Source organism: Pseudomonas sp. NBRC 111138 (assembly GCF_001320835.1).
In the GTDB taxonomy this organism is placed as follows: Bacteria; Pseudomonadota; Gammaproteobacteria; order Pseudomonadales; family Pseudomonadaceae; genus Aquipseudomonas; species Aquipseudomonas paracarnis.
The window spans coordinates 1-6,930 of the sequence record NZ_BCBO01000099.1 but is presented as its reverse complement, the minus strand read 5'-3'; the positions used below and the strand labels follow the sequence as shown (position 1 = coordinate 6,930).

The window sequence follows — 6,930 nt, the reverse complement described above, 5'->3', positions numbered from 1 at the left end:
TGTCACTGTTCCGGTTTCTGGACCAGCTGCAGAGAGAACCCGCCAGTGGGCAAAATGCTCAGGTTTTCAAGGCAGACCTCGCCGGCCTGCGCGTCAATTACCTGCTGACCAGCCAACGCACGCCTGTCCCGTTTGATGTGGATACGTGGCGCACCTTTCGCTTGTCGGAGCAACTGTGAAGATGGCAGCCCCCTGGCGCAGCGCTGGTCGTACACAGCAGGGGCAGGCGCGGCTGCGCAACGAGGATGCATTCCTGGACGACCCGCGCCGCAGCTGCTGGGCGGTTGCGGATGGCATGGGCGGGTATCGCAACGGGGATTTCGCCAGCCAATGGGTAATCAGGCAGTTGGCAGCCGTGTCGGCTCAGGGCAACCTCGATCAGCGTATCCAGGCCGTTCGCAGTTGTTTGCAGGGCGTCAACCAAGGGTTGAGGCGTGCATGGATAGAACCTGGTGCACCTGCTGACGCGACGATGGGCAGTACCGTAGTTGCACTGCTGCTGGAGAAAGGCCGGGCGGCTTGTCTCTGGGCGGGAGACAGTCGCTGCTATCTATGGCGCGGGCAGAGTCTCTACCAATTGTCGAAGGACCATTCGTTGCTGCAGCGGCTCATGGACGAGCGTCACCTCAGTGCCGCGCAAGCCCAGGCCTACCCCGATGCCAGGGCCTTGACCCGAGCCGTGGGCGCGGGTTCGCGGTTGCACCTTGAGGCATTGGAACTCAGTACCCGCCCAGGGGATGTATTTTTATTATGCAGTGATGGTTTGTATCAGGCCCTCAGCCATGTGGACCTGGGACGAGCGTTGAGTATGCAAACGCCCCAGCAGGCAGTGGAACGGCTATTTGCAGGGGCGTTGCGCAGGCCGGTACATGATGACCTGACCGCGGTTGTCGTGCAGCCTTGAGCGCGTCGCCACAAGCCTTGCGTCTGCTGGTTGGGCGTTATCACCTTGAGCATGTCTTGGGCAGAGGGGGTATGGGCGTTGTGTACCGTGCGCGCGACCTGCTGCACGAGCAATTAGGCGAGCGCTGTTCGAACGTGGCGCTCAAGCTGGTGGACGAATCCATTTCCCAATGTCCCGATGCGCATGTGTTGTTGTACAACGAGTTTGCGTTGACCCGCAGCCTTCGGCACGACCGCGTGGTACGGACGTTCTCGTTCGAAGTCGACACACACAGCCAGGTCGCGTTCTTCACCATGGAGTTGTTGCAGGGGCTGACCCTGGACCGTCTGCTGCTGGAATGCCCTTATGGGTTGCCCTGGCGCGAACTGCAACCCATCGCCGTGCAGTTGCTGGATGCCTTGGTCTACACCCACCAGCAAAACGTGCTGCACGGTGACGTCAAACCAGCCAATGTCATGGTGGGCGAGGAGGGCGTGCGCTTGTTCGACTTTGGGCTGGGCCATGCCGCCGGGCAGGCTGGGGTGGGTTTGCCGAGTGTCAGCCGCAGTCGTTTCAATGCCTGGACACCTGCCTACGCAGCCCCGGAACTGTTGGCCGGCGGGGCGTTGACCGCGGCCGCCGACTTGTACGGCGTGGCCTGCATCCTATACGAACTGGCCCATGGCAAGCGCGTTGGCGAACGTTGCGCAATGGACCGGCTGTCCCGGCCTGCGCAGTTGCCCAGGCATTGCTGGGCGGCGTTACAGGCTGCGCTCGCGGTGGACCCGCAGCACCGAAGCATAACGGTCGCCGAGTTGCGCCAAGTCATGGGGCGCAACCGGCCACGCTGGCGCTTGTAGGGAAGAGGTCAAACGGCCAAGCCGTGCAACTGGCAGTACTCCAGCCAGTCCATGCCCGCCATCTGTGCGACTTCTTTATGCACTTCACGGCGCTGGGCCTCGAAGACTTCGGTGGAATCGGCCGTCAGCTTGAGGGTCAATTCCCAGGCGAACAGCTGTTGCTGTTCAGCGTGTGCCTCGAAAGCCTCATGCAGGCGTTCAGCGCGATACTGCGCCAGGGTTTCGCCCCTGGCCTGGGCTACCAGCGGGTTAAGACTGTCCAGCTCGGCAGCGACCTGCGGTTGTTCGCGCAGAAATCTGTCCAGTGCAAGCTGATAAGTATCGTTAGGCGTCGACACAGATAGACACCTTAACGAGAAGGATGAGAGCTGCTATCGGACGTGCGTGCGTTGAGGTGATGGCGGGCACGCTTGCGCGACCTGCGTCGCATCCAGTTCTGCAACGGCGCCAGCAAGAAAAACATCAGATAGGCGATCAGCACCAGCGTCAGGTCTACCCAGGTTTCAGCCACAGGCCCGGTAAACAATTCAATGACGTTCTTGATCACAAACAGCAACACCACGCTGCACAACCACAGCACAATGGTGACGAATAGAGGACGCATGTTACTTGAGCGCTTGTCTTGCATAGTGAGGTTCTCTCCTTTGGCCTGTTGTCGTTCCAGGCAAGATTCCCTGAGTGCGTACCCATTATCAGACAGGTTGTAACATCGTTTAACACGCACAAACCGTGCGGATGATACCGACTCAGACAGCCTTAGGGGATGATTCAAGTCAGAAAGTTCGATAAATCTGTAGGGATTTAGTCTAGCAGCCAGGCATTCACTGGTAAAAAGCCGGGCTGGGGCGGGGATAAAGGCTTTCGCTTCGGCTATCAGGGCGTGTAGCGTTAGCGGTGTTTCCGGCCGCTGATCTTCAGCGGCAGTCGGTGACAGGCAGAGGACGGCCCATGGCGCACACCCTGTTCAAACTTTTCCTGACCCAGCGCCTGGCGGTCCTGGCCAGCACGGAGTCGTTGCGTGCGATTCGTGAGGGGCTGCTGTGGATTCTGCCGTGCCTGTTGGTGTCCGCCGGCTTCCTGATTCTGTCCGAATGCGCCCTGGCGCTGGGGTTCGATCCCCAAGTGGTGAGTTTCCTGGCGGGGTTGCATAAACAGATCAGTTCGGTGATCCCACTGCTGGTCGCGGCCTCCATCGGTTATATGTTGGCGATTCAACACCGTCTGCCACAGCTGCCGGTTGCCTTCCTGTGCCTGGCCCATGTGGTGGTCGCCACCTTCGTGCTGCGTGATTACCCGCGTGCTTCGGCCACGTTCCTGCTGTTTATTGCCATTGCTTCGCCCTTGATCAATGTGCCTGCCATTGCCTGGCTGCACCGCTTTCGCTGGACACGCCTGGTCAACCAAGACCTGGTCGGCCATAACCTCAAGGGCACCATCAACATGGTGATACCCGGCGCACTCACGGCCTTGTCGTTGGTGACGGTGTTGTCGTTGCTGCTGTTGATACCCCATGTGGCGCAAATCCAGGGTCCGCAGGTGCTTGATGCGTTGCAGACGCCTTACGGCAGCGGGTTGTTTGTGACACTGATGAATTCGCTGCTGTGGTTCTTCGGCATTCACGGCGTGTATGCCATGCAGCCGCTATTCGATGCCCTGGACCAGGCCGTGGCGCTCAATGGCGCAGCGTTGGCGGCGGGGGAGCCGGTGCTGTACTTGCTCAATAACGGCTTGCTGGGCAGTTTTGCGTTTATCGGTGGTTCGGGGGCAACCTTATGCCTACTGCTGGCGATCCTGCTGTTTTCCAAAAGCCAGTCCATGCGCTTGCTGGCGGTAGCGAGTTTGCCGTTGTCGTTATTCAATGTGAGCGAGGTGCTGTTGTTCGGTTTGCCGATCATCCTCAACCCGCGCCTGTTTATACCGTTTCTACTGGTACCGGCGTTCAACGCGATGGTGGCTTTGATGGTGGTACAACTGGGCTGGGTGTCGCCGGCGGTGGCCAGCGTGCCGTTTACCGCCCCGGTGCTGCTCAATGCATACCTCAGCACCCACGGCGACGTGGCGGCGGTGGTGTTGCAGATCGTTCTGCTGGGGGCCGGGACGCTGGTGTATGCGCCCTACGTGAGAGCGATTCATCGCCAGTCCAGCGATGGCGGCACGGTGTATCTCAAATCTTTGGACATGACCTTTCGCGGCCTTGAGGAAAAAGGCCGTCTGCTAGAGTTCGACCCGGTGCTGGCCACCCACCAGACATTGGCCCGCCAGGCGGCTGAGTTGAACCGCATCCAGCAGATCAGCGATTACGAGTTCTATCTTGAGTTTCAACCCCAGGTCTCCACCCGCACCGGTTTGTGCACCGGGTGCGAGGCGCTGATGCGCGCCCGGGACAGCCAGGGCACGGTGCATTCGCCGTGGGAGTTCCTGCAATGGCTGGCGCACGCCAGGCTGATGCCGGACGTGGATGTGTGGGTGGCATCCCAGGCCGTGCGCCAGTATCAGAAATGGCAGAAGATGGGTTTTGAACTGCCGATGACCATCAATATTTCCAGTACCACACTAAAGGACGCCGCCTATGGCGACCGCCTGGTGGAAATTCTTGGCCAGGCCCGTGGGCAAGTTTCAGTGGAAATTACCGAAGACGCGCTGGTCAGCGACATCCCGGCCACCCGCCAGACCATCCAGAAGTTGCAAGCCATGGGGGCCAAGGTCTATCTGGATGATTTTGGCACTGGGTTTTCTGCGTTGAGCTATCTGCATCAGTTTCCTGTGGATTTCATCAAGATCGACCGCAGTTTTGTGGTTGCCCAGCACGACCCTAAAGGCGCCCAGGTGCTCACCGGTATGTTGCGCTTCTGCGAGGCCCTGGACCTGGGCGTGGTAGTGGAAGGGGTCGAGACGGCTGAGCAATTGGCCTTTTTGAGTAACGGGCCTGAGTTGTTTATCCAGGGCTGGTATTTCAGCAAGGCACTGCCTGGGGATCAGTTGCCGCGCTTTGTGCTTGAGCGCAGGGCGTTGGTCTGATGACCGACCCTATCTACCTGGCACCCCGATCCAACTGTGGGCGCTGGCTCGCCGGCGACGACCATAGGTAACTACACAACTTTGGTGCGACGCTGGACCTGTGGCGAGTGAGCTTGCTCCCGTGACGGACTGACAGCCGACGCTGATCTAACTGACGCACCGCGATCTAACTGTGGGAGCTGGCTTGCCTGCGAAGACGGCCTGACAGCCGATACAGTTGGATCGTGTACATATCCATTCCTGCGGTAACGGCTAATTGGGGCTCCGCCCTGACGCCATCACCTCCCATCGCCAAGCCTTGAAAGAATTTTCCTACAGGTGTTGACCTTGCCACTACGGGAACCTTTAGGCTTTTTTCCGAGTATGTCCCACCACAAAAACAAGATTCAGGGGTTATCAATGGATACTGCTACCCTGCAACAACGCTCGGATTCCGATCTGTTCACCACCGCCTCGCGGCTGATGACGAATGCCTTGGAACCCGGCGCCAACTACACCCAGGTCATCCGCGCGCTGGAAGCGCTGCTCGCACTGACTCGGCAAGGCCTGGCGGGAGACGCTGGCGCCTACGCGCACTACCAGTCAGCCCTGCTGCAACTTCACATTCCAGGTGACCCGCGCACCGAGCCGACCCGGCGCTGGATGGCCAGCGAGGTCTACCGCGTCGAAGATGAGTTCGCCGCCGACGTGCCGGGCTTCACCGCGTTGCCGGTGGAGGAGTTCCGTCAACAGGTCGACGCTGAAATCGCCGCACGCAGCCGGGTCAACCACCCGATGTCGGTACACCTGTTCCAAGGTACGCCGCCGGTGCAGGATGTGCGCTTCTTCCTGGAGCATCACTGGACCCGTTCCTACAACTTCTACAGCCTGCTGGCCGAACTGGCTTTTCGCTTCGAAGCCATCGAGGACGCCTCGGTGTTTTACCGCAACCTGTACGGCGAAGCAGGGGCTGAGACACCGGAGCGTTCGCACCCGGCGATGCTCGCCCATCTGATGGAGTATTTCGATATTCCGCTGGCCATCGACTTTCCCGCGCTGCATCCGCTGGAAAAGGCCTACCTGAATAATCGTATTCGCTGTGTGCGCCACACGGATGTCGCCTGGGGCCTTGCGCTGCTGTATGCGGTGGAGTCTGTCAGTTGCGTCAACCATCGGCGCATCTACGAGCTGTTGCAGCGCCTCGACGTTCCAGAGCAGCCCAGCGAATTCCACCGTTTGCATGGCACCCAGGATGAGATCGACACCGAGGAAATGTGGGCACTGATTGCCAAGTTCGCCAGCGAGGAGGGCTTTCAGCGCACGTTCATGCGCGCACTCAAGCGCCACTTCGAAATCAACAAAGCCTACTTCGACAGCCTGTGGCAGCAGATGCAGGCCCAACGCCTGTCTGCCTGAACGACCTGCGATCCGAAAACAAAAATAATGGAGCACATGATGAGCCCACGTAATTTTTCCCTGCCGCAATTGCAGAATATTCACACGGCCGAAGCCCGTCTGTTGGCGGAAGCCTTGAAGCCGGACGCGACGTTCAATCGCATCGAAATTGCTGCCAATATGCTGCGCGCCCTGTGCGAGACCGGCCAACGTGGCGACGCCGCGAATGCAGCGCAGTGCCAGCAATTGCTGTACATCCTGTCGCTGAGCGATGACGTGGCCACCGCCTCGACCCGGCGCTGGCTGGCCAATGCCGTCTATAGCGTACAAGAGCGTTTCATGCCGTCAGCCGACCTGGCATCACCCTTGTCCGAGGCCGGTTTCCAGCAACGCCTGGAAGAGCAGATTGCCGCGCAGTCGCGGGAAAACCATCCGATGTCGCAGTATGTGTTTGAAGGCAAAGCCTCTCGCGAGCAACTGCAGGTGTTTTTGCGCCATCAATGGTTCCGCACGTACCGCCTGTACCGGGATGCCGCCGACCTGCTGGTCAACCTGACTGATGTGGACGAGGCGGCCGCCCTGGCGCGTTATCTCTACGGCGAGTTGGGCGAAGAAGACGAGCGGCGCTCCCACCCCCGCCTGTTAGCCAAGCTGCTTGCCGCCGTGGGCCTGAATGCCGATTTCGAGGCGCTCTCGACGATGCCCGAGGAAATCGCCTACCTCAACAACCGCGCACGCTGTTTCCGCAACCCCGATGTCGGCTGGGGCCTGGCGGTGTTCTACATCACCGAACTG

Annotated in this window: 7 protein-coding genes; 5 read left to right on the top strand and 2 right to left on the bottom strand. The window is 59.8% G+C overall.

What is annotated here, in order from left to right; all coding sequences use genetic code 11:
- The first annotated feature begins 181 nt into the window (after window positions 1–181).
- Both APH41_RS19610 and APH41_RS19605 read left to right on the top strand, forming a co-directional pair.
- A complete protein-coding gene (locus APH41_RS19610) occupies window positions 182–904 on the top strand; it encodes a PP2C family serine/threonine-protein phosphatase (RefSeq protein WP_054898535.1) in 723 nt (240 codons plus the stop codon).
- Window positions 901–1,743, top strand: a complete 843-nt coding sequence (locus APH41_RS19605; protein ID WP_080757681.1) for a serine/threonine-protein kinase — start codon at window positions 901–903, stop codon at window positions 1,741–1,743. Before APH41_RS19610 ends, APH41_RS19605 begins: the two co-directional genes overlap by 4 nt.
- 8 nt (window positions 1,744–1,751) lie before the next feature.
- Here the strand turns inward: APH41_RS19605 and APH41_RS19600 are convergent, their stop codons facing one another.
- Together APH41_RS19600 and APH41_RS19595 are read right to left on the bottom strand one after the other, a co-directional pair.
- Complete coding sequence (locus APH41_RS19600; protein WP_054898536.1) at window positions 1,752–2,081, bottom strand: DUF6388 family protein; 330 nt, start codon at window positions 2,079–2,081, stop codon at window positions 1,752–1,754.
- Window positions 2,082–2,092: 11 nt separating this feature from the next.
- Window positions 2,093–2,347: a hypothetical protein gene (locus APH41_RS19595; RefSeq protein ID WP_230032401.1), complete on the bottom strand. Its 255-nt coding sequence runs from the start codon at window positions 2,345–2,347 to the stop codon at window positions 2,093–2,095.
- A gap of 344 nt (window positions 2,348–2,691) precedes the next feature.
- On the opposite strand from APH41_RS19595, the gene APH41_RS19590 reads away from it, so the two are divergent.
- The 3 genes from APH41_RS19590 to APH41_RS19580 all read left to right on the top strand — a co-directional run.
- Window positions 2,692–4,761 carry an EAL domain-containing protein gene (locus tag APH41_RS19590; RefSeq protein ID WP_034126092.1) on the top strand — a complete coding sequence of 690 codons (2,070 nt, stop codon included), beginning with the start codon at window positions 2,692–2,694 and terminating at the stop codon, window positions 4,759–4,761.
- Between the two features lie 399 nt (window positions 4,762–5,160).
- On the top strand, window positions 5,161–6,156 hold the full coding sequence (locus APH41_RS19585; RefSeq protein ID WP_054898538.1) for an HOASN domain-containing protein: 996 nt from the start codon (window positions 5,161–5,163) through the stop codon (window positions 6,154–6,156).
- A 39-nt stretch (window positions 6,157–6,195) separates the two neighbouring features.
- On the top strand, window positions 6,196–6,930 hold a 735-nt coding region (locus APH41_RS19580), incomplete at its 3' end, for an HOASN domain-containing protein (protein WP_054920872.1).

Bases quoted from the DNA above. Each gene is read 5' to 3' on its own strand.
- APH41_RS19610 (WP_054898535.1), top strand. From the start codon at position 182: ATGGCAGCCCCCTGGCGCAGCGCTGGTCGTACACAGCAGGGGCAGGCG.
- APH41_RS19590 (WP_034126092.1), top strand. From the start codon at position 2,692: ATGGCGCACACCCTGTTCAAACTTTTCCTGACCCAGCGCCTGGCGGTC.
- APH41_RS19585 (WP_054898538.1), top strand. From the start codon at position 5,161: ATGGATACTGCTACCCTGCAACAACGCTCGGATTCCGATCTGTTCACC.
- APH41_RS19595 (WP_230032401.1), bottom strand. From the start codon at position 2,347: ATGCGTCCTCTATTCGTCACCATTGTGCTGTGGTTGTGCAGCGTGGTG.